Source organism: Chryseobacterium indologenes, from assembly GCF_001295265.1.
Taxonomy (GTDB): domain Bacteria; phylum Bacteroidota; class Bacteroidia; order Flavobacteriales; family Weeksellaceae; genus Chryseobacterium; species Chryseobacterium indologenes_A.
In genome coordinates, this window is the sequence record NZ_LJOD01000007.1 from 68,548 (window position 1) to 93,602 (window position 25,055).

21 protein-coding genes are annotated in these 25,055 nt (G+C 37.9%); 6 read left to right on the forward strand and 15 right to left on the reverse strand.

Annotation, left to right across the window (positions count from 1 at the left end; all coding sequences use genetic code 11):
• Positions 1-3: 3 nt before the first annotated feature.
• From AOB46_RS11775 to AOB46_RS11790, 4 genes are all read right to left on the reverse strand, one after another.
• Positions 4-834, reverse strand: a complete 831-nt coding sequence (locus AOB46_RS11775; protein WP_241489199.1) for a hypothetical protein — start codon at positions 832-834, stop codon at positions 4-6.
• 11 nt (positions 835-845) lie between these two features.
• Positions 846-1,670, reverse strand: coding sequence for a hypothetical protein (locus tag AOB46_RS11780; RefSeq protein ID WP_062699532.1), 825 nt, complete (start codon positions 1,668-1,670; stop codon positions 846-848).
• A 126-nt stretch (positions 1,671-1,796) separates the two neighbouring features.
• A complete protein-coding gene (locus AOB46_RS11785; RefSeq protein WP_241489200.1) occupies positions 1,797-2,120 on the reverse strand; it encodes a helix-turn-helix domain-containing protein in 324 nt (107 codons plus the stop codon).
• A 17-nt stretch (positions 2,121-2,137) separates the two neighbouring features.
• Positions 2,138-2,572, reverse strand: a complete 435-nt coding sequence (locus AOB46_RS11790; protein ID WP_062699536.1) for a transposase — start codon at positions 2,570-2,572, stop codon at positions 2,138-2,140.
• A 525-nt stretch (positions 2,573-3,097) separates the two neighbouring features.
• Between AOB46_RS11790 and AOB46_RS11795 the strand changes: the two genes are divergently transcribed.
• Positions 3,098-4,717 (forward strand): helix-turn-helix domain-containing protein, encoded by a 1,620-nt coding sequence (locus AOB46_RS11795; RefSeq protein ID WP_062699538.1) that lies wholly within the window; start codon positions 3,098-3,100, stop codon positions 4,715-4,717.
• A 140-nt stretch (positions 4,718-4,857) separates the two neighbouring features.
• Positions 4,858-6,705, forward strand: coding sequence for a chloride channel protein (locus AOB46_RS11800; protein ID WP_062699540.1), 1,848 nt, complete (start codon positions 4,858-4,860; stop codon positions 6,703-6,705).
• A 182-nt stretch (positions 6,706-6,887) separates the two neighbouring features.
• Here AOB46_RS11800 and AOB46_RS11805 read toward each other — a convergent pair whose 3' ends face one another.
• Positions 6,888-8,696: a hypothetical protein gene (locus AOB46_RS11805; protein WP_062699542.1), complete on the reverse strand. Its 1,809-nt coding sequence runs from the start codon at positions 8,694-8,696 to the stop codon at positions 6,888-6,890.
• Positions 8,697-9,004: 308 nt separating this feature from the next.
• Here AOB46_RS11805 and AOB46_RS11810 point away from each other — a divergent pair, with 308 nt between their 5' ends.
• Positions 9,005-9,529, forward strand: a complete 525-nt coding sequence (locus AOB46_RS11810; protein WP_062699544.1) for an OmpH family outer membrane protein — start codon at positions 9,005-9,007, stop codon at positions 9,527-9,529.
• A 106-nt stretch (positions 9,530-9,635) separates the two neighbouring features.
• On the opposite strand, the gene AOB46_RS11815 is transcribed toward AOB46_RS11810, so the two are convergent.
• From AOB46_RS11815 to AOB46_RS11830, 4 genes are all read right to left on the reverse strand, one after another.
• Positions 9,636-10,787 (reverse strand): efflux RND transporter periplasmic adaptor subunit, encoded by a 1,152-nt coding sequence (locus AOB46_RS11815; protein WP_062699545.1) that lies wholly within the window; start codon positions 10,785-10,787, stop codon positions 9,636-9,638.
• 7 nt (positions 10,788-10,794) lie between these two features.
• A complete protein-coding gene (locus tag AOB46_RS11820) occupies positions 10,795-15,132 on the reverse strand; it encodes a CusA/CzcA family heavy metal efflux RND transporter (RefSeq protein ID WP_062699547.1) in 4,338 nt (1,445 codons plus the stop codon).
• Between the two features lie 257 nt (positions 15,133-15,389).
• Positions 15,390-15,752, reverse strand: a complete 363-nt coding sequence (locus tag AOB46_RS11825; protein ID WP_062699549.1) for a hypothetical protein — start codon at positions 15,750-15,752, stop codon at positions 15,390-15,392.
• A 267-nt stretch (positions 15,753-16,019) separates the two neighbouring features.
• Positions 16,020-16,628 carry a hypothetical protein gene (locus AOB46_RS11830; protein ID WP_062699551.1) on the reverse strand — a complete coding sequence of 203 codons (609 nt, stop codon included), beginning with the start codon at positions 16,626-16,628 and terminating at the stop codon, positions 16,020-16,022.
• Positions 16,629-17,279: 651 nt separating this feature from the next.
• Here AOB46_RS11830 and AOB46_RS11835 point away from each other — a divergent pair.
• On the forward strand, positions 17,280-17,624 hold the full coding sequence (locus AOB46_RS11835; protein ID WP_062699553.1) for a mannan-binding lectin: 345 nt from the start codon (positions 17,280-17,282) through the stop codon (positions 17,622-17,624).
• 61 nt (positions 17,625-17,685) lie between these two features.
• Here AOB46_RS11835 and AOB46_RS11840 read toward each other — a convergent pair whose 3' ends face one another.
• Positions 17,686-18,468 carry a helix-turn-helix domain-containing protein gene (locus AOB46_RS11840; protein WP_062699555.1) on the reverse strand — a complete coding sequence of 261 codons (783 nt, stop codon included), beginning with the start codon at positions 18,466-18,468 and terminating at the stop codon, positions 17,686-17,688.
• A gap of 72 nt (positions 18,469-18,540) precedes the next feature.
• On the opposite strand from AOB46_RS11840, the gene AOB46_RS11845 reads away from it, so the two are divergent.
• Together AOB46_RS11845 and AOB46_RS23375 are read left to right on the forward strand one after the other, a co-directional pair.
• Complete coding sequence (locus tag AOB46_RS11845; RefSeq protein ID WP_062699557.1) at positions 18,541-19,743, forward strand: CynX/NimT family MFS transporter; 1,203 nt, start codon at positions 18,541-18,543, stop codon at positions 19,741-19,743.
• Between the two features lie 1,234 nt (positions 19,744-20,977).
• A complete protein-coding gene (locus AOB46_RS23375) occupies positions 20,978-21,292 on the forward strand; it encodes a hypothetical protein (RefSeq protein WP_157845057.1) in 315 nt (104 codons plus the stop codon).
• Positions 21,293-21,579: 287 nt separating this feature from the next.
• Here AOB46_RS23375 and AOB46_RS11860 read toward each other — a convergent pair whose 3' ends face one another.
• The 5 genes from AOB46_RS11860 to AOB46_RS11880 form a co-directional block, all read right to left on the reverse strand.
• Complete coding sequence (locus tag AOB46_RS11860; protein WP_131724362.1) at positions 21,580-22,467, reverse strand: XAC2610-related protein; 888 nt, start codon at positions 22,465-22,467, stop codon at positions 21,580-21,582.
• 24 nt (positions 22,468-22,491) lie between these two features.
• Entirely contained in the window at positions 22,492-23,286 is a 795-nt protein-coding gene (locus tag AOB46_RS11865; protein WP_062699564.1) for a DKNYY domain-containing protein, read from the reverse strand.
• A gap of 70 nt (positions 23,287-23,356) precedes the next feature.
• The gene (locus AOB46_RS11870) at positions 23,357-23,692 is read right to left on the reverse strand and encodes a hypothetical protein (RefSeq protein WP_062699566.1); all 336 of its coding nucleotides are present in this window, start codon (positions 23,690-23,692) and stop codon (positions 23,357-23,359) included.
• Positions 23,689-24,033: a hypothetical protein gene (locus AOB46_RS11875; protein ID WP_062699568.1), complete on the reverse strand. Its 345-nt coding sequence runs from the start codon at positions 24,031-24,033 to the stop codon at positions 23,689-23,691. Before AOB46_RS11875 ends, AOB46_RS11870 begins: the two co-directional genes overlap by 4 nt.
• 194 nt (positions 24,034-24,227) lie before the next feature.
• On the reverse strand, positions 24,228-24,791 hold the full coding sequence (locus AOB46_RS11880) for a hypothetical protein (protein ID WP_062699570.1): 564 nt from the start codon (positions 24,789-24,791) through the stop codon (positions 24,228-24,230).
• Positions 24,792-25,055 lie beyond the last annotated feature (264 nt).

Sequence of the window (25,055 nt, forward strand, 5' to 3'; positions counted from 1 at the left end):
TTTTTATAATTCATAAATACTAATGCTGTTATTGGTTCCACCGTTGCTTGTATCGATGTTTCTGGTCCCTCCGAAATTATGATAGACTTTAAACTGAATGGTATTTCCTGCAGACAAATTGAATATGGCGGTACAGTTTCCTCCTACAATATTATTCACTGTATTCACGTCCCATGCCGGATAAGAATTGACACTCCTGTAAATCTGGATGTTATTTACAGAAGTATTGCTTTCAATAATTGTCTCTATTCTTGAGTTCTGGGCAATATTGGCATCCGCAAGGCTGATATTGAATGAAACGATATAAAATCCTGCTCTGGGTGCAGTAAAAGTCCCTGAGCTACCATTAAAATTTGATTGTGTATCTGTAATAACAGACCATCCGTCTACAGTGGTAACCGCATTATTTCCAAAAGTCCGTGCGGTTCCTTTATTGGCCAGTACAAGTGCTTTAGGAGGAAGAGTCATCGGAAGGTTATGCCAGGCTGCTCCATCAGAATATTGGATGATATTTCCGGAGCTGTATCGTATGGCGCCAGCTTTGGCCTCTGCTGCAGTCTGAGAGCTTGTTCCCAATCCAATAATACCTTTCTGATCAGCAGAACGGATATCTACTTTAGCTTTCGGGTCTAAAACTCCAACTCCTACTCTTCCTTCAGAAGTTACTACAACATCATTTAATATCTGTGATGCAGAAGGCGGTATTCCTGTATTATCTTTAGCAGCATCAATATGAAAAGACTGTAACGGATCTTTTGTAAAGACACCGGTTTGTGCATGCAGAGAGAGAGAAAAAATAAAAAAGAGCATGCCGTACATATGGTTAGTGTTCATTTCAGTGTTTTTTAATGTTCTATAATGGTCAGATTGTTAAAGCCTGCATCAGGATGAAGAAGATCTGAATTTACCCTTAAAGCTCTGGCAGAAGTGGTAATATTCTGACGAAGCTGAGGCCGTACCGTCTGATTAGCCGCCAGATTTACAGTAATTGAAGCAGAACCTCCAATCTGGGCTTCTTCATTAGCCCGCGCAAATGTTTTAAAGGAACGTGCCAGGATAGATGTGCTGCCGGGGCTGAAGAACTGGCTGGTTACTTCAGAAGAATTAATTACCGGCCCTGAAACAAAATTATAAGTCATCAGGAAGGTGTATATTCCGGCTCTGGGTGCGGTAAAAATCCCTGTAGCCGGATCGAAGCTGTTGCTCAGATCTCTTATTTCATTCCAACCGGTAAGGTTTACATCCACATTATAGGCAACAGAAAATGCATTGGTCATTCTTGCGATAACCACAGCTTTAACGGGAAGAATAATGGCAGCTTCCCAGGTATTGCCATCAGAAACCTGGATCTTTGAAGCTGAAGGCTCATATCTCACAGCTCCTGCTCCGGCGGCATTGGCTGTCATAGATGTAGAGCCCAATCCGAAAGCATTTTGTGTTCCGGATGATCTCATATCCAGCTTTACAGCGGGGAGTTCCACTCCTGCACCAATAAAACCAGATTTTGTAATAATAAGATCATTGCTGATCTGCTGCTGGGTAACCGGAGTTCCGTTGTCTTTTGCCCCGTCTATATGCAGCGCTCCCAGAGGTTCTTTTGTATGGATTCCTATCTGCGCGGCGACAGGCATCGAGATCAGGAGAGCCATGGGCAGTAGATTTTTTTTCATTGTATATGATTTAAATTAAGATTGAAGGATTAGCGAGAGGATCACCGGATAAGATAAAACAGCTTTAAATGAATCATGTAAATTATTTAAATTCAATAAATTACAACAATAAACATGAAAACATCTTTACAGATATCTTTTTTTCCATTTGCTGATTGTATTTCTGCTCAGTTTGAAATGGCGGGAAATCTGGGTATTATTATAGCCGTTTTTTTTCTGAAAATCCAGGATGTGCAGAATAGAATATTCATCAAAAAAGCGATGTTTCTGGTTAAAGGAGAATGTCTTTTCATCTTCTTTGCCCGAAATAATACTGCTGCAGGTAATCACATCCATCATCGAAAGGTTTTCTTTGGATAGTATGCTTTTGATTTCCCCTTTTTTATCAGGATACCTCTCATTAACCATATCCGTGTAGATTTTTCTGTAGTCAGGCCTGTTTTTCATCATTTTTGGGTGTTTAAATTTTATTTTTCAGGGATATTATACTTATTCATCCATTTATAGAGCGTACTTTTCGGAATTCTGTACTCAGTAACAACAGCAGATTTTGTCATTTCTCCATTTCTGACCTTATCCAGAATAAACTCTATAATTTCTTTGGTATAAAGGTTTTTCCTGAAAGCAGGAAGTGAAGACGGTAATTTTTTTTTCTGAACATAGTCTACGGAAGATTGTGGAGCATATAAAATCAGATGTTGTGAATACAATCTGAAAAAATCATATTCCAGAAGCTTACACCATCGAAGCAGTAAATCTGTATTTAAAGCAGCAGACTGATACATTTGGATAATTTCATCTTCTGAAGCATTTAAAAACCGGGAAATCCGCTGTATTTCCATTCCGTTTTCTTCTACGCATTCCTTAATGAGCAGTCCGATGTTTAGTTTTTTTAAGTCCATATGTGTTTTTATATTTCGTGTCTTTAATAAAACCCGGAATAAACAGGAGAAAAGCAATGAGGCAAAATTCCGGATTGAGGGAAGTGGAAATTTCGGAGGTAACATTGCTTTTCATCATCCGTGTTTTAGAACTCAAGCCTGAAATTTTGTGTTTTTATTATGCCGAATCCTGATGCAACATTAGCTGTTTATGAAGAGAAAGGAAAATAAATGCTGTTGGAATTTCTGAATATATTACATGCTTCGGATGACTATATTTAATTGAAAAACCATAGGCTTGAATATCCGGAGAAATGTTTCCCGGCCGGTCTGTTTCTTCCGATTTAAAAGCAAACGGTGTAATAATTTATTTAAAAGGACGATTTGGGTAAAATATTTTATTTCCCATTGTATTTCAATATAAATAACTTATAAACAATTCGTTAACCTTACAATACTCCATTGTAAATTCGGAAAAACTAACACTATTTCTTCGGTATTATAGCTAATTTTATGCTTAATTTGTGAACACAAAAGCACAACTACATGAAAAAGTTAATAATTCTTTTCTTCTGTTTTATTTTCGGATTTTATCACACTCAAAAAAGCGGTATTACTCCGGAAAGCATTAGGAAAGATATTGCAGCCATTGAAAGTAACCGGAGAATCAATCATCATGAACGTCTCAATCTTTATTTAAAAATAAATCAGGCAGCAAAAGGTATTAATGATAAAGAGGCAATAATAAAAAGCGGCAAAAATATTATGATTTTATATCATACCATAGGAGATCAGGAAAAAGCGCTGCAATATACGCGTGAAGTTGAAGAATATGCAAAAAAAATCAATGATGATGAATCTATTGCTGCTGCTTATATTGAAAGAGGAGTTATTCTTTCTGCCTTAGGGCTTTCGGATGAAAATTATCGGGAATTGCAGAAAGCTTTAAACTATGTAAAAGCCTACAAAGATATCAACAGGAAACATTATCATTTATCTCTTATCTATCAGGGATTGGCCGCCGGGTATTACATGCCTAAAAAGGCTCATCAGGACACAATTCTGGCTTATCTGAAAAAAAGCCTGTATGAAGCCGGACAGATTGCAGACAGTAAGGAAAATGTCCGGCAGACTGAAGAAAAATACGATATGCTTTCTTACATCAATATGAATATCGGTATGTATTATACAGGGGTTTATAAGCCTCAGAGACTGGATCTTGCTGAACAGTACCTGAAACGTTCCCTGGATGTCATTAGTAGCAGGCAATTCACCAGAATCACGGTAAGTAAAATCACTGTTTTGAATGCACTCGGGCGGTTTTATTCTGAGCAAAACATGCACAGGATGGCATTGGTATACGCAAAAAAAGCAGTACAATTGGAAAAGCTACAGAAGGCTCCATCAGAAAGGATGCTGGCCTATGCTACCCTTACAAATTCATATGAAGGGCTTAAGGACAAAGACTCAACGCTCATGTTTATGAAGCTTTATACCAACCTGAGTGACAGTCTGAATCATATCAACGCCATGAATGCTGAGGCAACAATGAAAAAAATCAGTTCAAAGCAAAATAAAACTCATGAAAATGATGTATATAGGCTTATATTGGCTCTGGGACTGCTCATACTTGTTATTCTTACAGCAAGCTGGCTGTTCTGGAAGAAAAAACAGAAAACATTTTACGAAAAATATGATACGGTTATCCGGCAGCTGAAAGACATTAACAGCACAAATACTGAAGCAGAGAAGCAATCTGATACAGAAATTACTTTAGAAAAAAGCATCAACATTACAGACGGTACTGTTACCATGATTCTTTCCAAGCTGGAAAGGTTTGAAAAATCGCAAAAATTCATAAAAAAAGATCTGAGCCTTACTTCTCTTGCCAATGAGCTGAATACCAATACCAGGTATCTTTCTGAAATTATCAAACAGCATAAAGAGAAAAATTACAACAACTACATCAACAGTCTCCGTATTAATTATATCACGAATAAACTCTATGAAGATCCTATTTACAGAGAATATAAAATCAGTTATCTTGCGGAGGCCTGCGGTTTTTCTTCCAGGGAAGTTTTTGCAGTTATTTTTAAAAAAGAAACAGGGGTAAGCCCTTCCTATTTCATCAGCAATCTAAAAAAAGACCATTCTGAGCCCGGCTGAATTTTTCCTTATATAGTTTTAACAGAATTGTTTTTATTTGATTTACAGCAACTTACAGTTTTTATCCAAAATTCCGGTTAATTCATTTATAAAGATATGCTTACCTTTACATTACCTTTTGAGGTTAAAACTATTCTCAGGTGAAGATTCACAATAAAAAAAAATACCTAAGTTTTCTAAAATTTAAAAGAGATTTTCAGAATTATGGACTGGAAAAAGCCCGCAGCTATGAGCTTATTCTGCACTGGCTGAACAACAGGCTCAGCCGGAACCAGTTTCTTGTACTTTCCGGGATTCTTGTGGGCTGTACTGCCGGTCTTGCAGGGGTAATCCTGAAGACACTGGTGCATAACATTCATTATTTCATTACCCATAAGGTTCATTTTGAATATCAGATCTTATTTTATATTGTTTTTCCTTTTCTGGGAATTGTACTCACTACATTAATTGTACTCAGTTTGTTTAAAGGTCAGGACCGGAAAGGAATCGGAGCTATTCTGTATGAAATAGCCCAGAATTCAAGCATCGTGGCTTCGGTAAAAATGTATTCACAGGTGGTTCAGAGTGCTGTAACGGTAGGGCTTGGAGGTTCTGCGGGATTAGAAAGCCCCATCGCGGTAACAGGTGCTGCCATAGGCTCTAATTATGCCCAGACCTACAGACTTAGCTATAAAGAACGTACCCTTTTATTAGCTGCCGGAGCCACTGCAGGGATTGCCTCTGCATTTAATGCACCGATTGCCGGAATTATGTTTGCCTTTGAAATTCTTCTTACCGGAGTGGTTTTCACGGATTTTATTCCTTTGGTAGTTGCCGCGGTGTGCGGAAGTCTTTTATCCAGGATACTGTTGCAGGAAGATGTTCTTTTCAGGTTCTATACCCGGGAAGCTTTTAACTATAAAAATGTACCCTATTATCTTATTTTGGGTGTAGTAACAGGACTTTATGCCCGCTATTTTGTTGTTATTTCCCAAAAAGTAGAACATTTTATCAGGGGGCTTCAGCTTTCCAAAATGCGTAAGGCCATGTTTGGAGGGGCCGTGCTCTCCTTTCTCTGTGTTCTTTTTCCTCCGTTATTCGGGGAGGGATATGAAACTGTAAAAGCTTTTACGGGAGGTGAAATTCAGGCCGTGATCAGAAACAGTTTTTTCAGATATTTTGAAATCGGAGACTGGACCGTGATTATTTTTCTTGTTTTGGTGTGCCTTTTAAAGGCTTTTGCGACTTCTTTTACCATATTCAGCGGTGGAAACGGAGGTAATTTTGCCCCGTCCCTTTTTGCGGGGGGAACAGTCGGTTATTTATTTGCATTGATATGCCAGCATCTTGGTTTCACGGAAGTACCGGTAACGAATCTTGTTCTGGTGGGGATGGCGGGCGCTATGAGCGGAGTACTTTATGCTCCTCTTACCGCTATTTTCCTGATTGCTGAATCCAGCTTCGGATATGATCTCTTCATTCCGCTGATGATTGTTTCGGTGATGTCTTATCTGATTGCAAAATGGTTCTCTCCTATTTCCCCGGAACTGAAATCACTGGCCGATCAGGGGAAGATTTTCACCAACAAACATGATAAAAACCTACTTTTTTTACTAAGAACAGAAGATTTCATTGATAAATACCCTGAAACCATTCAGGAAACGGCTTCTGTTGCCGAGCTTTTTGAACAGGTGAAAAACGGCAATAAGAACATCTTTGCAGCTGTTGATCAGGAAGGAAAACTAAAAGGAATTCTTACCCTTGACGATATCCGCCCCTATCTTTTTAATTATGAGACAGACAACGCTCTGACAGTAGCCCAGATTATGAAAACTCCGCCTGCAGTACTGCACCGTGAGGATAAACCTCTGGAAATTCTTCAGATCTTTGATGATACCGGTATGTGGAATCTTCCGGTGGTGAATACAGATAACGGGTTTATCGGGTTTATTTCGAAATCATCTATCCTGATGAGCTACCGACAGCTTTTGAAAGAATATTCGGACTAATTGAAAAACAGATTTAACCTGTTATGCTGTTTTTAAGGTATTATAATTAAAGATTTTCAGAAGGTTTTCAATCTGTTAGCCGATTGAGCAGATCCGGCAGATTTAAAATATTTATAGTTATTATCAACGAAAAAACAGCTTTCTTCCGAAAGCTGTTTTTATCTATCAATTAAAAAGACCTGTTACTTTTCAGCCTGAGGAATCTCAATGGCTGTAAGTTCCAGTTTATGTTGCTGCAATTGCAGATTTATAGTTTCCAGTGTATTTTTAAAGAAAGATGATTTTTTAAAAAGATCACTGTAATATTCTACTCCTTCCAGCATATTCTTTTTGAATGCATTCCATTTTTTAGTCTGCGCATGGGTAATATTTACGGAAGAAGCTTCAATTTCTTTCTTCAGGTAATCAACATACATTTTAAGTTCGTTGATAAACATATTGGGACGTTGATTATCAGGAAGAATATTGTTATTTCCATAGATATGCTGTACCATCTCTGAGAGGGAAACCTCTTTATTAAAGAAAGCAAGATTGGGCCCGGGACATATTACGACCCCTTGTTTTTCCCCTTTGATCCGGATATTCTGTTCCATATAAGCCGAATTTACCAGACCTACACACAGGCATGCTTTATCTGTAATCTGTGCTTTTCTTTTGTTAAAATCTTCAGCAGATAATGTTTCCGCTTCAGCCTGCAATTCTTTTAATTTAATATCCTGATATTTTTTGGATGCAGTACAGATCCCTTCCGGTGAGAACTCTTTGCTTAATGCCAGAAGCTTTTTAGGACAAGAACTTCCGTATCTTCCGGCTGCTTCTTTCTGGTATTTTACAACTTCATTGGAAGTTCCCCGTACTGTATTGAACGGAACTCCAAGGGGTGAGATGTTGCTTGTGTAATAATCCTCTTCTTTAGCTTCCAAAAGCAGCTTTCTGGTTTCGGGATCTACAGAAGTGGCTTCCGGAACCAGCAGGAATGGTGAACCCCAGCCTACACTGTCCACATGGTAATTTTCAAGAAGAAAATCATGTTCTTCTGAGGTTCCTACCCCGCCCTGAACGGTAATCTTCATTTCTAAAGGCTGAGAAACAGTATACTTTCCTTTCTGTTCCAGTGCTGCAATCATCAGAGAATGGGCAGACTGAATCAGGTCATTCTTTTTCTGCTTAAATTCTTCCATAATTGGCCCGAGCAGAAGTCCTTCTGTTGCAAATGCGTGTCCGCCACAGTTCAGCCCCGACTCTATTCTGTATTCCGAAACCCAGAGCCCCTTTTTAGCCAGAAAATTTCCCTGAATCATAGCTGAACGGAAATCACTGACTTTAAGGATTATTTTCTTTTTTAACCCTCCGTTCTGATCAGGAAAAAAATCATTGAATTCTTCAAGGTAACTGTACAGACGGGGATTCATACCGGCAGAAAGGACTACTGAGGAAGACAGCTTACTGTTCGCAAAACCCCGCAATGAAGCATGGGCATCATTATAGACCACCGGAAGCTGTTCGCCTTTTTTATAATTATCCTTATCCACTTTTGTCATGATATTGACATCTATACTTCCCGGCATTAAATTGGTCTCAATAAAATTTCTGATCACACAGCCAAAATGGTCCTTCTGACTGATGAGATTCTGAAGTCCGGCTTTTAAATCTGAACTGTTGGGAAGAATGGATATGAAGTTTTTTAACGCCTCTTTATTTTTGCTGATCTCCTGTTTGAATGATTCAAATTTTTCATTCACAATATCATCTACCATATCCAGATAAGCCGTAATTCTTTTGGCTCTGTAATCTTCAGCATTGGTGGAAATTCCCAGATAATCGAGATTGAATTTTTTGTTATAAAATTCTTTCATTTTTTCCAGGATCTCATCATCAATAATAGAGATAACAGAAGAAATTCCATATTGTGCCACACGGATCGGGCTGTCTATCGTATAGGCAAGCCCCATTACCGGAATATGGAAATTGTGTAAAGGTTTTTTTGTCATATTTTTTAATAAAAGTTCTTCATTAATAATACACTAAAATCCTTTTTAAACTAATTCACTCCTTAAATATAATGCTTTAACATGAATTATGCACAGAATACTATTTTTAATATTGGAAACATGCGAAATATCATTTTTTATCAACGGATGAGAAAAACATTCCCTATTTCTCATTCAAAAATCCGGGAACTGAGAGATTTGTTGATTTTCAATTTAATGCATGGTTTTCTTTAGATATAACGGGAATAATAATTAATTAACTTCTATCGTTCTTTAGTTCAGAATTGAAATTTAACTCATTATATACCATGAAAAACTTTAAGACGATCTTCACATTTTTAGTATTCTTATTTTTTAGTTTCAGCAGCGCACAAAAAATAGGTTATGTAGATATTCAGTACATATTGGAGAAGATGCCTCAATATAAAGAAGCAGAAGCAAGATTAAATGCTCAGATTAAGACATGGGAGCTGGAACTTCAGCGTTTACAGTCTGAGTACGAAATGAAAAAATCTCACTTTGACAGTGAAAAGGTTTTATTGGTCGGTAATCAGCTGAAGATTAGAGAAAAAGAAATAGAAGAACTTGAGAAAAGTATTAAAACAACTACAAGTTTGAGATTCGGTTCTAACGGGGAAATTACTACACTCAGAAAAAACCTGATCGTTCCCTTTGAAGACCAGATCCATAACGCGATCACAATAGTTGCTGAAAAGAATGGACTGAGTACGGTTCACAATAAAGACAGTAATATCTTTTATCTTCAAAAAAGGTTCGACTATACAGAAAAAGTACTGGAGTTTCTTTTAAAAGGAACATCAGCAAAAAAATGATAGCATGAAATGAACCTCATAAAAGTATAAACAAAAAAAGCAAAAAAGACAGCCATAAACTGTTTCTCTTTTGCTTTATGAGTGTAAGAGAATAGATGAAATACCTTTACTCTGCCTTGTTTTTAAGCATCATCAGTAAGCTGTAAGCTCCTTTCTGTACAATTTTTTTATTTTTGAGATGTTCCGCTTTTAAGATTTCGGTAAACTGATCATCTGAAATTCCGGTTGCCACAGGAATCATTTTATACTGTGATTTGCCCAGATCTTCAAAAACATAGCTTTTATTCTCAAAAGATACCACAGCCTCATTGGGCAGACCTTCCGTATAACGGCTGCTGATAATCACTTCAGCATTGATATACATTCCTTTTACAAACTCGGAATTGACAGTCGATAATTTAGCGATAGCCGTAGCAGCCCCCCCGTTTTCAATAGCAGGTACAACACTTATGATCTTTGCACTGGATTTCAGTTCAGGATTCTGATTGCTGTATACCAGGATTTCCTGTCCCGTTTTAATGTCATTCACATCATTTTCAAATACTTTTAATTCCAGCAAGAGTCCTGCCGGATTAATCAGCTCAAATAAAGTATCGGAAGGATTAACATATTGTCCGTTATTAACCAGAATTTTGCTTACAAAACCACTGAAAGGGGCATACACATTAATTTTGCTTCTGATATTTCCCGAATTCAGTCCTTTTGCGCTGATTCCGATAATTCTGAGCTTTTCCTCCAGCCCTTTTAAAGTTGCATTAAGCGTGGAATAATCTGCCTGAGCGGACTGTAAGGTTTTATCGCTGCTGGCTTTGCTGGTATTAAGATCTTTCTGACGGTTTAAATTCAGCCTTGCAGATTCCAGCTGGGCTCTGGTTACCAGATAGTCCTGCTGAAGCTGTATAAACTGAGGGTCTTCCACTACAGCAAGCACCTGCCCTTTACTGAAATGGCTTCCGCTGATCACATTAATTGATTTGATATGTCCACCCATAATACTGGAAACTGAACTTATATGTGACGGGGCGATTTCTGCCTTTCCGTTCAGCCTTACCAGCTTTTCCATATTCCTGTTCTGGATGGAAGTGGTCGTTAATCCTACGGACTGAAGCTGTTTTTCCGAAAGATGAACTGTATTTTCACTGCTTTGAGCAAATTTTTTGTTTTCGTATACTGTTTTTTCTTCTTCCTTTTTTCCGGAGCATGAAGACAAAACCAGGGTTAAACAAAGGCTGTATATTGATATTTTTTTGAAATGCATTCCGCTGTTATTTTGAGATTAAGAAATTAAGTTCCGCTCCTGTCTGATTCAGTTTTTCAAGCTGATCGATGTAATCCGCTTTGATTTTAACGGCCTGGTTCACTAAAATTACCCAGTCCAGATAATCAATTTCCCCGACTTCCATCTGCTTCCTTGCAGCATTCAGAATCGTTTCGGATTTGGGAAGCTGCTTCTGTTCATAGTTTTCAATAATCTTTTCCAGATTCCTATAATGGCTGATCTGCTGTGAAAGTCTGTTTTTAAGTTCAATTTCTTTACGCTGGTACTGGTTTTCGGTAACGGCAATTTTAGCCTCAGCAGCTTTAGCCAGCCCACGCTGCCCTTTCGTAAACACCGGAATCCCCACTCCGAGCTGTACAGAATTAAAACGGCTGTTATTGATGTTTTTCATGCTTTGATTGGTATATCCAATCATAAGTTCGGGTAAAAGCCTGCTTTTTTCCAGCTGAACTTCAGCTTCTCCTGCTTTGATCTGCTGTTGAAGATATTGCAGTTCCGGATGCTGTTTTATCAGACCATCAGAAAGTTGGAGACTTACGTTCATCAGTGGTTTCTCTGCTACCGGCTGGTAAGGTGTTTCAGACTGAAGCAATAACTGAAGCTGGAGTTTGGCAATATTCAGATCGTTTTCAAGGGAATTCAGCTGTATTCCCGCCTGCTCTTTCTGTAAGGAAGCTGTTGATTCTTCCAGAATATTCGCTTCACCTTTCTTAAGCCTCAGGCTGGCTTTTTCTGAAAACTGATTGTACAGCCCGCTGATATATTCCAGAACTTTCTTCTTTTCCTGAAGGATTAAAATCCTGTAAAATACATCGGAAACCTCTTTGGTAAGCTGTGCTTTCGTAAGCTTCTGGCTGATCACAGCGGCAGTCCATTCTGCATTTAAAAGCTGTTTTCTTTTTGAATACACAGTGGGAAAACTGAATCTTTGGGATATGGTAAATGAGTTATCCGTTTCCTGTCCCTGAATCTGTCCTACTGCTCCGGAAAGTTCAAGCTGGGGAATATCAAGGTAACTGGCTTTCAGCTTTTCCTGATAATCGGAAATTAATTTTGAATTCTTTAAAGTTCCGTTCTGCTGATAAGCTTTTTCCAGAGTCTGCTCAAAGGTAATCGTTTCCTGGGCACTGATTCCTCCGAATGAAAGAAGCAAGGCCAATACAGACAGTTTTTTACCGTTTATTTTTTTTGAAAATTTCATTTTACTTTTATTAATGTGTTCAAACAAGACGTAAAGAATAGGCAGTACAAATAAGGTAAGCAGTGTTGCCAGCATAAGCCCCCCGATCACTACAGTTGCCAGAGGCCGTTGTACTTCTGCTCCTGCCCCGTTGCTTAATGCCATCGGAAGAAAACCCAGAGAAGCTACAAAAGCCGTCATCAGAACCGGACGAAGTCTGATTCTTGTTCCCATCAGTACAATTCTGCTGGTATTCTGTATTCCATTGCTTTTTAAACGGTTGAATTCTGATATTAAAACAATTCCGTTAAGTACGGCTACCCCGAAAAGCGCAATAAATCCAACTCCGGCACTGATGCTGAAAGGCATTCCTCTTAAAGCGAGAAAATAAACCCCGCCAATCGCCGATAATGGAATGGCAGTGTAAATTAAAAGACTGTGCTTTACTGAACCGAATGCAAAGAATAACAATAGGAAAATCATAACCAGGGAAATCGGAACGGCAATTCCAAGTCTTGCCTTGGCTTCATTCAGATTTTCAAAAGCACCGCCGTAAGAAATGGTATAGCCTGATGAAAGCTTAAGGTTTTTGCCGGCTTTCTGCTGAAGCTCTTCCACAATACTCTGAACATCTCTTCCGCGAACATTGAATCCTACAACAATTCTTCTTTTTGTATCTTCTCTCTGAATCTGGTTAGGGCTGTTCTTCAGCTCTACTCTGGCCAGCTGGGATAAAGGAATCTGTTCACCGGAAGCCGTAGGAACCAAAAGATTCTGAATGCTTGAAATATCCTTCTTGTGCTCGTTATCCATACGCACAACGATATCAAACTTTCTCTCTCCTTCATACAAAGCTCCGGCTGTCTGTCCGGCAAATGCCATATTGATTACCCTGTTTATTTCTGCCACAGAAATGTTGTAACGGGAAAGTTCTGCCCGGTTATAATCAATAACAACCTGCGGAGCCCCTACAACAGGCTCCAGATAAAGATCCTGAGCCCCTTTTACAGTATTGATAATGCTTCCCAGTTTTTTCGCATAAACGGCCAGGCTGTCCAGATCTTCACCATAAATTTTGCACACCACATCCTGACGTGCTCCGGTCATCAGCTCATTAAAGCGCATCTGAACCGGGAACTGGAATCCTGTGGTAAGTCCCGGAATATTCTGAAGAGATTTACTCATTTTTTCAGAAAGCTCAGGGAAAGACTTTGCAGAGGTCCATTCCTTTTTGGGTTTTAAAACAATAATCATATCTCCCGCGTCCATTGGCATCGGCTCTGTAGGAATCTCAGCACTTCCGATTTTGGTAACCACCTTCTCTATTTCCGGAAATTCTTTTAATAAAATTCCGGCAGCCTGTGTCGTTATTTTTTTAGTTTCACTGATATTACTGCCCTGAAGAATTCTCATTTCAACGGCAAAATCACCTTCTTCCAGTGAAGGAATAAATTCTCCGCCCATTCTGGAAAGGGTAACAACTGCCCCCACAAAAAGAAGCAACACCCCTGAAATGATGGATTTTTTATATTTAAGGGCTTTGATCAGGAGTTTCTGATGGCCCGCTTCTGTTTTAGCCATTATCCTGTCTGAAACAGAATCTTTTATTTTTTTCTTCCGGCTCAGTACAAGCGAGCTCATCATCGGAATATACGTTAATGAAAGCAGAAAGGCTCCGATAAGGGCAAATGCAACCGTTTGTGCCATAGGTTTGAACATCTTTCCTTCAATACCCTGTAAGGTAAAAATAGGAAGATATACAATCAGGATAATGATCTGTCCGAAAACAGCACTGTTAACCATTTTCGTAGCGGAGCCTGAAACCTGGGCATCCATTTCTTTTTTGCTGAGCATATTATCTTTTCCGAAATGCTTTTTATGAGCCAGCTGATGAAGAACAGCTTCCACAATGATGACGGCCCCGTCCACAATAAGTCCGAAGTCAAGAGCACCGAGACTCATCAGGTTGCCACCCACTCCGAAAATGTTCATCATAATGATGGCAAAAAGCATGGATAAAGGAATTACAGAGGCAACCAGCAATCCTGCCCTGAAATTTCCAAGGAACAGAACCAGAATGAAAACCACGATAAGAGCCCCTTCCATTAAATTCGTTTTCACGGTACTGATCGTATTGTTTACCATTTTGGCGCGGTCCAGGAAAGGTTCTATAACCACTCCTTCAGGAAGTGATTCCTGGATTTTTTCAAGTCTCTGCTTGATATTTCCGATCACTTCATTGGCATTTTCACCTTTCAGCATCAGGACAATCGCACCGGATACCTCTCCTGTATCGTTGTAAGTCATAGCACCATACCGGGTTGCAAATCCAATTTTTACAGAAGCTACATCTTTGATATGTACCGGAATTCCTCCTTTAGTATCTGCCACCTGAATGTTTCCGATGTCTTCCGTACTTCCCAGAAGTCCTTCACTACGGATGAAAAGTACGGTTTCTTTTTTCTCGATATAAGCGCCACCCGTATTCTGATTGTTCTTTTCCAGCGCTGCGAATACATCATTGATATTAATATTGAAGGCCTGCAGCTGATTGGGATTGATTGCAATTTCATACTGTTTCAGCTTTCCCCCGAAACTGCTGACATCTGCCACACCTTTCGTTCCCAAAAGCTGACGCCTGATTACCCAGTCCTGAATGGTTCTGAGTTCGGTTTCATCGTACACATTTTCGTAGCCTTTTTTTGCCCGTACAACATACTGAAAAATTTCACCAAGACCCGTTGAAATAGGTCCCAGTTCCGGTTTTCCAATTCCTGCCGGGATATTTTCCTGAACAAGCTGGAGACGTTCCTGAACCTGCTGGCGTGCCCAGTAGACATCTGTATCATCGTCAAAAACTATGGTTACCAGAGACAGTCCGAATCGTGAAAAACTTCGCAGTTCGGTAATGCCGCTGATGTTACTCGTAGCCTGTTCGATAGGAAATGTTACCAGCCTTTCAATATCTGCCGCTCCGTAAGACGGTGCTGTGGTAATAACCTGAACCTGGTTATTGGTAATATCAGGCTGCGCATCGATAGGGAGTTTTGTAGTTTCATAAACCCCTAAAAGAACCAGCCCAATGGTGAAAAGAGCAATGATGAGCTTATTCTTTACAGAAAACTCAATGATTTTATTTAACATGAAAAAATTATGGATTGATTATCCGGTGTGTTTTATAAAACTCTTTCCAGGCTTTTGTTTCAATTAAACTATACAGGATAAGAACTATCACTAACCTTTCGGAAAATTGAAGATTTTCTCCTTATATGAATAGGTTATTTCTTACACTCTTCAGTGTTTAAAGCATAAAAGAGCTGTTTACACAACGGATTAATTAATGGATAATAAGAATTGACTGCTTAAAAAGCTTAAGCATTAATTTTTAATATAAAATACCATTAAGACTGCCGTGGAGGCTGAAAAATTCTGGAAAGATAAAGGTTGGGAAAATCTTTTTCCTGATAGGATGTTTTTTTCCGGGAAACAATGATCTCCTTAGGTTTTTCGATCTGAAAGTTCAGTTCAGGAAGCTGAGCATGAATCATCAATACAACCGGAGGGTTGATAAATGGCAATTTCTGATCTGTATCCCAGTCGGAGTCTTTTTTATGATTGTCATAATGCTCCATGACAAACTCAGCGAAGTTCCCTTCATATTCCATAAGGTGCTCTACAAATACAGGTACTTTGAGTACTTCCGCCGCATTGGTGGTAGCAAGCACATACATCATTGAGCATACTATGGAAAGCCATTTTAACATTGTTCTGCAAATATAAGGCTTAAATTTTTCAGGAAAGAACGTCTTGTATTAATTTTTTGATAATTTCCTTTATTATTCAGTTTTTTTTTAACTGAATTAAGGTCTGACTAAGGAAACTAAAAGGATGAAAGATAAAAAAGGGAGCTGAAAGCTACTTTGAGCCTGTTATTAGAAGTCATTATAAAATCAAAGTCCTTAAAAATAAAACAGATCAACAGATCGCTATGCCGGCGCTTTGATCAGGTCAAAAAAAGGATAACCTAAATATCAGTCAAAATCCAGGAAGCCATCAGCAAGTTGTTTCCACTGAATTTTTGAAACTCCCATTATCCCTCCGGCAGCTACCATGAGATTGCGGATCACATCAATGAACTTCGCTTTAAAATTAGGGGTTTCATTTCTTCCGTATACTGCGGCTTTTAAATAGCCCGGAGTTCTGGAGATCATAAATGTAGAGGTAGCTCGAGCACTGTAAAAATGAGCAATGTGCCCCTTATTTCTTATTTGGGGATCTCTGGAGGGTCTGCAGGTCATCTGGATGCTTTCTGAGGTATTGTCCTGATAATAGCAGATTTCTGTTACTTCTACCCAGTCATAGCCTTTACTCTCCCTTTCTCCCGGACCAGGAATATCAATTCTCATATAATCTCCTTTCTGTGGATCGCGGTCAGCTTCTTTACCGGATGAATCATAGAGCTTAAAATCGGCAAAGCCTTCGCCGCAATAGCTTTTCCACCTGTTGATGGAGAAAAATCTTTTTTTCAGTATTTCAAACTTTAAAGGGAGAAGTGCTTCTTCATACTGCTTACGGCTTTCAGTGTCATGAAATCCACCTGAATGCTGCTCCGGAACTCCTTTAATCAATTTTGGTTTCATGTCTTTATGATTTGGCAGGATAAATTAATGAAAATAACGGATATCCTTTTTATGAGCAGAATCACAATTCCGGTTTTTACCTGGTTTACATAAAAGTCTACCAAAAAAGTATATTTAAGCTTTTTAACCCGAACTCAGATTATTTTATTAATTTTATTTCATTATCTCTATTTTTAAATGAAAGTTTAGCCAGGAGGAGCCAACGGCAGCTGCATAAACAGGTTCTATTCTCTCTACACCGATATTACAGATAAATAAATGATAACATAAATTACTTGTTAAATCACTATTTTTATCTGGAATGAATATTTTTTAAAATATTATACTAAAACAATGTTTTGCATAATGTAATTTTTGTTTATATTTGTGCATCGAAATAATTTTTTTTCATCATTTGTGTTTTTTTAAGGTCTCCCTTTTACGGGGACCTTTTTTGTTTGTGCAAACGTAATGATTTATTAAATATTTAAATGAAAATGTCGTTTTACAAGGCAGAAATAGCATTTTTCAGCATATTATTTTTTATTCTATTCTATAATTATCTCTTTTAAGTGAAAATACCCAAAGTATAATTTAGTGGTTTTTACGGTAGTATATCTCTCATTTAAGTGACAACTTTGTAATGTTAAATAACCCCAAAAACTTTACATCATGTCAAAATTCAAAATCAACATCGTTGCAGGTCCGCTTTGGAGCAACGACGAAGCACAAAAACTAGGAGGCCGTATTGCTGCAGCCCACTTAGGAAAATTTACCGGACAATGGAGCACTATTGTTGAGGGTGCGATGAGCGTTATCGAAGTTGAGTACGATACAGTTCCATCCGGCAGCACTGAATACAAGCTGAACGTTCTTGCAGGACCTATCTGGAGCAACGAGGATGCTAAAGAAGTATGTCCCGCAATATGTGCTTCTTACGGTGGAACCTGGACAGGCGCCTGGAGCACTGTGGTTGAAGGTAAAATGAGCGTTTGTGAATGCTTGTTTAAGTTCTAACAGAATTAATTATGATTATAAGACTCCGGAAAATTCCGGAGTCTTTTGTTTATAAAAGGTTTCATTTCATGTTTTTTATAAAATCAGAAGGCCGGAATTTCATAACAGACTGAAAGCTTCTCGTAAAAGACTGTACGCTTTTATACCCTGTTTCATAAGCAATTTCAGAGATGGTAAGGTTTCCTGAACTCAGCAGCTCCATGCTTTTGATGATACGGAGTACCTGCTGATACTTATTCAGGGTACTGCCGGTTTCTTTTTTAAAGATGCGTTCCAGGGTACGCAGAGAAAGCAGGGAAATCTCACTAAGGTCTTCTATTCTTATATCTTCCCGGTAATGGCTGTGAAGATAATTGATGGCCTTTGTAAGCCGCTTATCCTGCGGAAGGCCGATATGAAGTTTTATAGCATGTTCTACAAAATGAGGAAGCTCATTGAAAAGTGCTCTGAGAAAAATCTGTTCATTAGGATCGTATGCTTGGTTTTTTGACCATTTTTCAGCATACCTGATCATTCCTTTTAAAACCGGAGGAACAGAAAATACACTGATTTCCTGATCAAAAGATCTTCCAGCTTCAGCATTGGCAAACATAATCATCAGTTTGATTTTCTCGGAATGCGAATTGGTTTTGTGCATAGCACCGGGAGGAATCCATACTGCGTGATTCTGGGGAAGCAAATAAATTTTCCCTTCAATTGTAATATATTGAAACCCGCTTTCTACATAAACGAGTTGTCCTTTCTTGTGAGAATGAAGAATGTCATCATGTTTCCAGTCTTCTTCAAACCACACAAAATAGGATTTATCTAATTCATCAATGGCTATACTGTCATGAGGATTCATGTCGTTTCAGGTTAAAACTTTGGCAAAATTAAACAAAAATACTGAAGTAATTTTGCTGTAAATATTTTCGTCATGAAGAATGAAACAAGAAGAAACGCGTCTTATGTACTTCTGATTATTAATGTGCTTGTTGTGATTCTGGTTTCCAGCAATCTCAGGTCTCCTATCATTTCGGTGGCTCCGGTACTGAGTGATATAAGGGATGCTATGAAACTGGACAGCTTTCAGGTCAGCCTTCTCACTTCTATCCCGTTATTTATGTTTGCTACATGCTCGGTATTGGTGAGTCGCTTTTCGCATCAGTTCAGCATCAGCCGTTTTTTGATGTATTCACTGATTATTTTGAGTTTCGGGCTGTTTCTCCGCATTACAGGATCTGTCTGGATGTTATTTCTGGGTTCTGTATTTATCGGGCTGGGAATCTGCATCGGAAATGTGGTAACGCCGGGATACATTAAAAATAATTTCCCCAAGCAAATTGGCCTGATGACCGGTATTTTTGCTGTGGCAATGAATCTTACGGCTGCCCTGGCTTCAGGATTCAGTGTAAGGATTGGTGAATGGACGGGATTCGGATGGAGAGGCTCTCTGGGAATATGGCTGGTTATTGCCGGGCTTGGATTATTTGTTCTTGTGCTGGAACTGATTTTTAACAAAAAAAATGCAACTCAGGCAAAGGCATCATTAAGCCGTTCAGATTTTAATATGTTTAAATCTGCACAGGCCTGGAATATCAGTATATTCATGGGATTACAGTCATTGTTTTATTATTGTATGGTGGCATGGCTTCCGTCATTTCTTACTGATTACCATGTGCAGGGAGACAGTACGGGCTGGATACTTTTCGTGATCCAGATTACGATGATTCCTGTTACATTCGGCAGCCCGATTATTGCCAATAAGATGAAAGACCAAAGAATATTGATTGTATTGATCTGTGTTCTGATGCTGATCAGTACGTTTATGTTTGCATGGCTTCAATCTCAATGGATTTATGTGAATGCTGTAATTATAGGTATTTCTAATGGTTTATCCTTCAGTTTGTCTATCCTGTTTTTTTCAACAAGAACAAAAAGCAGTGCCAATGCGGTAAAAATATCCGGAATGGCTCAGTCTGTAGGCTATCTGATTGCTGCATTTGGGCCTCCGGTATTCGGAAAACTGCATGATTGGGATGTTTCGTGGAAAAGTTCTTTCTATTTTTTGAGTCTTGCGGTTGTCCTGATGTTTTATTTCGGAATGAAAGCAGCAAGGCATAAATACGTTGAAGATTAGAAATATTTTTCAATGCTGATATGGGAAGCCGGAAATTAATTCCAGAGGTTATTTAACATTAAATGTACCGGACTTTCAACACCTATAATTGAACATAGGATACTAAACAATTTCTTTCAGGCTGAGCAGATTTTTTTGGGATATTCGTCTTGATATGAAGACCTCTATCCTATTACATCATGCTAAATTCTTCCGCAGAGCAGCAGATAATACAACAGGGTGTCTGATCTGCGGAAAGAATACAAAATTATAGCATAAAGAATCCAAGACTCTCTATAAAAACATTTAAAATTAGCAGTATCATAGTTTGGCTTAAAATCGGGTAAACTTATTCTCCCGCAGACCGGCATATTACTGATGAAACCACAACCATATTCGCTTTTTTGCCAAGTCTGCGTGAAGAATAAAAAATATTAACATAAAAGATCTTTACTTCTTAATCTTTCTCCCACAGACGAGCAGATTACTGACAAACCACAACCATCAGTGCAATCTGCTAGGTCTGCGAGAGAAAAATCATATAAAAAAGGATTATAAGCATTATACAATACTTGTAATCTATGAAAAACTGTCTCATTATTTCAGATACAGTATTTTTCCTGTCATTTAATTAAAAGGAGCGTACAAGGAAGTAAAAGCAGCATATTACAATCAGCGCAATGCTGCTTTTTATGAACTTGTTAAAATTTAGAGTTTTCATGGTTATTAGTTTTTAACTCTACACTTCCTTTATATATATTTAGTCTACAGTATACTACCATAAACAGATTAACTGTAGTAAAAACAACACCGGCATTTCCCCCTTTGTACCGATGCTGTTTGTTTTTTCTGCCCTACCGTCAACAGTTATAAAAATAGAAGAAAAACAGCAGGAAAATTACGAACAGGTATCCCGTTGTAAAAAGGCAGAGCAGTTTTTGTGCTGTTTAAAACAAAAGTTGTCATGGTTACTTAATTCTTTAGGCTTGATTCTTTTCTTCTTTTTTATAAATGATAATTAACTCAGAGCAGCTTTTTACATGGCTGCTTCCTGAAAGTTTTCATGGTTATAGTTTTTATTTTTTCACTATGCTGCATCAGGGTTTCGGGAAGTAAAAAAGCGGCACGACGGTTACCTCAGGTTAACTGCTGCAAATGACAGTACCGCTCTTTTTATTGCTCTGTTTAAAACTAAAAGTTTTCATGGTTATTATTCTTTCAACTTCAAATGCCCTTTCTTCCTTTTATAAATTATATGCAGTATAATGATTATGGTCATTATCCCGATCAGCCAGAAGCCAATCCATTGAAAGAAGATCAGAGAAAATTCATCATCATCCCCAATACAGTCTATTGTATATCCCCAGATGGTTTTACCTTTTCCGTTTTCAGAAGTATTTCTGCATGCACATTATTCGGGAAGTATCAGCAGAAAATTAACTGCCAGCAACAAAATCCAGAACACAGTCAGAATATTCTGCAAAACTTTTATGGCCTTCACAGGGGCAATAGTATTTTTGTTTATATTCGTTTTATAGGTATTTCAAAGAACTTAATCATTGGCTTGTAAAACCATTCAAAACAGGTATTTCATAAAAAGGATACCGCGAAATAATTTCCGGTTCCTGATGAACTTCCCTTGTTTCTTATTTCAAAAGTAGATAATATTTTAATCCCTTCACTCTCTCATTTACAATCCGCTTGATGCCGTTTACAATTCGCAAAAAAAGGCCTGATATGAATGAATAAGCGGCCTTCAAAATTCCTTAAGAGGTGAATCTTATTATTTATGCTATCGTTTAAGGATAAGATATTTACTGAGAAGATTTCTGTTTTATTGTGATTAAAAAAGGCAAATTATCTGCACTCTTTCATTGGTTTTTCTACAAGCTTCTGCTTTTCTTCATTCCAACGGAAACAGTGCTGGGTAAGGGGAATTAAATTATCTTTAACCACTTTATACTCAACTGTTGTTACTACTGTTCCGGCACAGCATTGATTTCTTTCATACACCCTTCTCTTAACCGGATCAAACTCTAAAGAGATTCCACTGAAGCTGCTTTCGTAATACTGATGAGTTTTTCTGTCATACAGGAAGTAAATGCTGGATGTATTGGGACCTGCATAGCTGGATTCAAAAACAGAAAAATCATCAATTCCGTCGAAGTTATAATCTCCGATGCTGATATTATTCAATCCTAGCAGCTGGCAGTTAATATCAAGCTTCTGAAGCAGTTTATCTGTACGTTTTTCAAAAATCTTTACAGATGTAGCCATCGGATAATACTGGTCTTTTTCTTTTGAAACAACCACTTTGAAATATTGGTTGCCTGCGGAAACGGGCTGTAGCAATTCTCTGTTGCTCCACTGAATATTTTCACCGTTTTCAATGGCATATTTCTTTGTTAAATTAATTTTCAGCTCGCTTTTGGTCTTCCTATTTTTCCAGATTCCCGACAATGTATTCTGCCCTTCAGAAAAATAATCCAATGTAAGAATCGCTCTCGTCTGCTGCTTCCCCGTTCCTTCTTTCTCATAAAAAGTAAGTTTTCCATTATTAATTGTGCCATTATGCAACGGAATAGGTTCATCATAATCAGTATACGAATACAGGGCATCTGCTGTTTTGGCGGCTGCATAAATGACCATTTCAACGGGATAATTTCCTATAGACCCGGTATATACGGTTTGAGCACTGCTCTGGCTGAACGTAAACAATAAAGCTGAAAATAGTGTTCTTTTCATAACCTGAAACATCTTAGGTATCAATTATTTCAATTCTTTAATGGCTCTCTGTACATACATATCCTTCATACTTTCTTCAGAAATCCGGTCTCCCCACTGTAAATATCCATTGCTGTCTTTTGCGAAACAACCTGCTAGGGAATTTTTAGTTGTGAATGTTTTATAATCTACGTTGTCCAGTATTCCCTGCCGCGATTCATAAATATAGTTTTTATCTTTCGCATAACATTCACTTAATACTTCAAATGTAGCAGGGTCTGCCTCCGGAAAAACAAAAAAACTCCCTCCATAAGCCATACCGTAGTACCGGTAAACATGATTTTTGTCTTTGTAAAAGCAGGTATTCAGTTTTTGAAAAGTAGCTGTATCAACAATCTTCTTCAGGGATTCGCCATCATTAAATCCCATCCGGGTAATATAATGATCCGCCTGCTTCATTCCTTCCGGTCCTACCGCTATGATTTCCTTTATAGCCAGGTCTCCTTTCCTGCTGATCCACAATCCGTTCTCCTGAAGCTTCCAGCCCAGGGCCTGATTGGTACTGTCAATAGATTTTACAACGGCTTCAAAATGCTGTTTTTCAATTTCTTCGGGACATGTGACAGGTTTGAAACCTAAAAACATGGATAATCCGCCTATTTTTTTATATTCTTTTTTGTCAGAAACTCCTGTAGCTATTTGGTAAATTCCCGCTTTGTACCGGTATATATTTCCTTCATGACAATTGCCATTATATTGTAAAGGATAGAAATAAGTTCCTATACCCAACAGTGCAAAGGCCACCATAACAAAAATCAGTATTGATTTAAATATTTTCATATTTCATTATGTATTTCCGGGTTTGATAGCAGTAAACAGCTATCTGAAAAATTCCATCAGGTTATTTATGTTATAAAAGCAGCTGCCAGGTATCTTCTTTTTGCTCCCAATTATAATTCTCTGATCTTCCGTTTCCTGATTGTGTTGATATTTGTGTTTTCCGCTGGATAATTCTTTCTGCAACCGGATGCCTGTCCCCGCTTTCGGACATCAACAGGGTATCCTTTTTTTCACTGTTAAAATAATAAATCCCATAATTTTCTTCTTTGGAAGCTGCCCAGCAAAAAAAGCAGATCATTGCTCCCAACAGCAGAAGTATAGTGATAAGTATTGCTTTAGGTGAACGTTTAAAATAAGTAAGTCCGCCTATGATAATACAGATTAATATTGCCGTAATAAATATCATATCTTGTCCATTGTGGTGGTAAGGCATTTACAGAAACCGTCTCCATCGGACCACAGACAGCTTAAGTAAAGGATCGGAACAATAAATGCAAGAAGAAACGGAACATCTGTGAGCGCCACTCTGTAGTCTTTCTTTACCAGTCTGGTGATAAAATCTGTTATAAAACCGAAAAATAAAGCGCTTAATACAAAGATCAGCATCAAGGCAACTCCCATTCCTACATCGGTAGGATGTTCTTTTTCTCTGTTTGCTCTGAATGCCATTTCTGCCCAAAAATACAGTCCAATCAGAGGAATCGCAGTGATCAGCAGTCTTATCAGGAGATGGTTAATGGTTTTCATTGGTTTTTCAAATATAAGAATAGAAATGATTACATTTTGCAAAAAAGAGATAATTCCCGGAGACACAATAGAAACGAAGATCAGAGAAACAACGGAGTTTTTTTTTCGAAATAATGCTTGTTAATAGATTTGCAAGCTGTTTTTTCATCATCGTCTCTCTGATCGGTTATTATTTTTCCCTGAATAATACGTTTCTATATCTTTTTCCCGGAGGGTATTAAATTCTGCTGAAGAAAATATATTCCGGATTCTTTATAATTGTTTGTCTGGTTCATAATGACGGCCAGATCCTGTTCCAGCATCAATGCCTGCCTGTCGTTATTATTGATGATATAAAAATAATCTTTATCAAAAGTTTTTATTCTAAGCCGGTAGCTACCTCCCCGGCCGTATGTTTTTTTAAGATTATAACTGATAATACTGTTTCCTTTGATTCTTCTTACTTTTCCCAGCTTAAAAATATGCAGCGTATCTTTCTGAAAGATGAACGGAATATGATATTTATTCATCAATGTCTGGCTTTCGTTGTATTTTTTCAGTTTCTTAATATCATCATTATCCAATGATTTCAATACGGGAACATAGCTTTCTAAAAACCTGTTAAGCAGAAAAGCCAGTGGTATTATGGCTATAAACAAAAACCCCGTCATTGCTAATGTATATTTTACAGCATTTTCTATCCTTTCATTATATTTTGTTTTTCCTGACAGATCTTTTCCAAGATCATTCGTTTTTTTATAGGCTGTAACAAAAAACATAAAGGGTATTACAAAAACGGCCAAAACCAGCAAAAGAATCAAGATTCTTTTTCTTAAGCGAAGCTGTCTTATAAAATGGCTTATATATGTTGTATTCGTCATTTGTGCAGCACATTTTATACTCTTTTGCTTAGTCTGGCTGTTAGGTTCAAAGGTAAAAAGTATAAACCTTAAGTAAAGCATTCGTTTACAATTCGCCGGAAGTGGTTTACGATTCGCATTATTTTTCACATATATATGATTTAAAATAATATATCATGGAAA